This window comes from Paracoccus laeviglucosivorans, assembly GCF_900182695.1.
GTDB classification, from domain to species: domain Bacteria; phylum Pseudomonadota; class Alphaproteobacteria; order Rhodobacterales; family Rhodobacteraceae; genus Paracoccus; species Paracoccus laeviglucosivorans.
Map to the genome: position 1 here is coordinate 1 of NZ_FXTK01000073.1, position 1,446 is coordinate 1,446.

Here is a 1,446-nt window from a genome sequence, read left to right on the forward strand (position 1 = left end):
ACGCGGCGGTGGATATGGGCGTGGATGGCACGGGCCAGCACCTGGCTTTCCACGTCGCGGCCCAGCGAGACGTAATCGTCGGGCGATTGGGCATGGGTCACGCGGATGATGTCCTGCTCGATGATCGGACCCTCGTCCAGATCGGCGGTGACGTAATGGCTGGTCGCGCCGATCAGCTTCACCCCGCGCTCGAACGCCTGCTTATAGGGGTTCGCGCCCTTGAAGGACGGCAGGAAGGAGTGGTGGATGTTGATGATCCGGCCCGACATCGCGCGGCACATCTCATCGGACAGCACCTGCATATAGCGCGCCAGCACGATCAGCTCGGCCCCGGTCTCGCGCACGATGCGCATCTGCTCGGCCTCGGCCTGCGGCTTGTTGTCCTTGGTGACCTTGATGCAGTGGAACGGGATGTCGTGGTTCACCACCACCTTCTGGTAATCCATGTGATTGCTGATCACCGCCACGATCTCGATCGGCAGCGCGCCGATGCGCCAGCGATACAACAGGTCGTTCAGGCAATGGCCAAAGCGGCTGACCATGATGACGACCTTCAGCTTTTCCGCCTCGTCATGAAAGGCATAGGTCATGTCGAAGCCCTCGGCCGTCTCGGCCAGCCCCGCGCGCAGATCCTCGATCGCGACGCCGGTTTCGGGCACGAAGCTGACGCGCATGAAGAAACGCCCGGTCTCGGCATCGTCGAACTGGCTGCTGTCGGTGATGTTGCAACCCTTGCCGGCCAGATAGGTCGAGATCGCCGCCACGATCCCGCGGGTCGAGGGGCAGGTGACGGTCAGGCAGTATTTGGTCATCGGGATCATCCCTGTCTTTGGCGGGCGCATGGGCGTCCGGGGCTTCGTCGTCGGGGGGCTTGCGGGGCGCGGGCGCGGGCGTCTGGCGCACCCCGCAAGGCAGGTCTCAGGCCGTCAGCCCCTCGGGCTCGGGCAGGCCGTTTTCGCGGCAGCAGGCGGTCAGCGTATTGGCCAGAAGGCAGGCGATGGTCATCGGCCCGACGCCGCCCGGCACCGGGGTGATGGCGCCCGCGACCGCAGCCGCCGGGGCGAAATCCACGTCGCCCACCAGCCGCGACTTGCCGTCGCGTTCGATGCGGTTGATGCCCACGTCGATCACCGTGGCACCGGGCTTGATCCAGTCGCCCTTGACCATCTCGGGGCGGCCCACGGCCACGACCAGAATGTCGGCGCGCCGGCAGATCGCCGCGATGTCGCGCGTGCGCGAATGCGCCACGGTCACGGTGCAGCCATCGGCCAGCAGAAGCTGGGCCATGGGCTTGCCGACGATGTTCGACTTGCCGATGACGACGGCATCCAGCCCTGAAAGATCGCCCAGCCGGTCGCGCAGCATCATCAGGCAGCCCAGCGGCGTGCAGGGCACCATGGCCTTTTGCCCGGTGGCCAGCCGGCCCGCATTGATGACGTGGAAGCC

Annotated in this window: 1 protein-coding gene and 1 pseudogene; both read right to left on the bottom strand. The window is 66.4% G+C overall.

From position 1 onward, the window contains the following. A partial coding sequence (gene purU, locus FN835_RS21060) for a formyltetrahydrofolate deformylase (RefSeq protein WP_142665180.1) occupies window positions 1–812 on the bottom strand: 812 nt, incomplete at its 3' end. 106 nt (window positions 813–918) lie between these two features. After that, window positions 919–1,446 (bottom strand): annotated as a pseudogene (locus FN835_RS21065) (bifunctional methylenetetrahydrofolate dehydrogenase/methenyltetrahydrofolate cyclohydrolase); the annotation flags it as partial.